This is a genomic window from Burkholderia sp. Bp9143, assembly GCF_003853645.1.
Lineage (GTDB): Bacteria > Pseudomonadota > Gammaproteobacteria > Burkholderiales > Burkholderiaceae > Burkholderia.
In genome coordinates, this window is sequence record NZ_QTPO01000199.1 from 1 (window position 1) to 237 (window position 237).

At 64.6% G+C, this 237-nt stretch carries 1 pseudogene; it reads right to left on the reverse strand.

Annotation, left to right across the window (positions count from 1 at the left end):
- Positions 1-15: 15 nt before the first annotated feature.
- Positions 16-237: pseudogene (locus DIE23_RS39345) on the reverse strand (electron transfer flavoprotein subunit beta/FixA family protein); the annotation flags it as partial.

The following is a 237-nucleotide window of genomic DNA, read 5'->3' on the forward strand; positions in this document are numbered from 1 at the left end:
TCTTTCCGCTCCCTCTTACAGCACCTTGGCTTCGGTCTTCAGCTTCTCGACCAGCGTCTTCACGTCCGGCACCTTCACGCCGGCCGCGCGCTTCGGCGGCTCGGCCACCTTCAGCGTCTTCAGACGCGGCGCGACGTCCACGCCCAGGTCTTCCGGCTTCACCGTTTCCAGCGGCTTCTTCTTCGCCTTCATGATGTTCGGCAGCGTCACGTAGCGCGGCTCGTTCAGGCGCAGGTC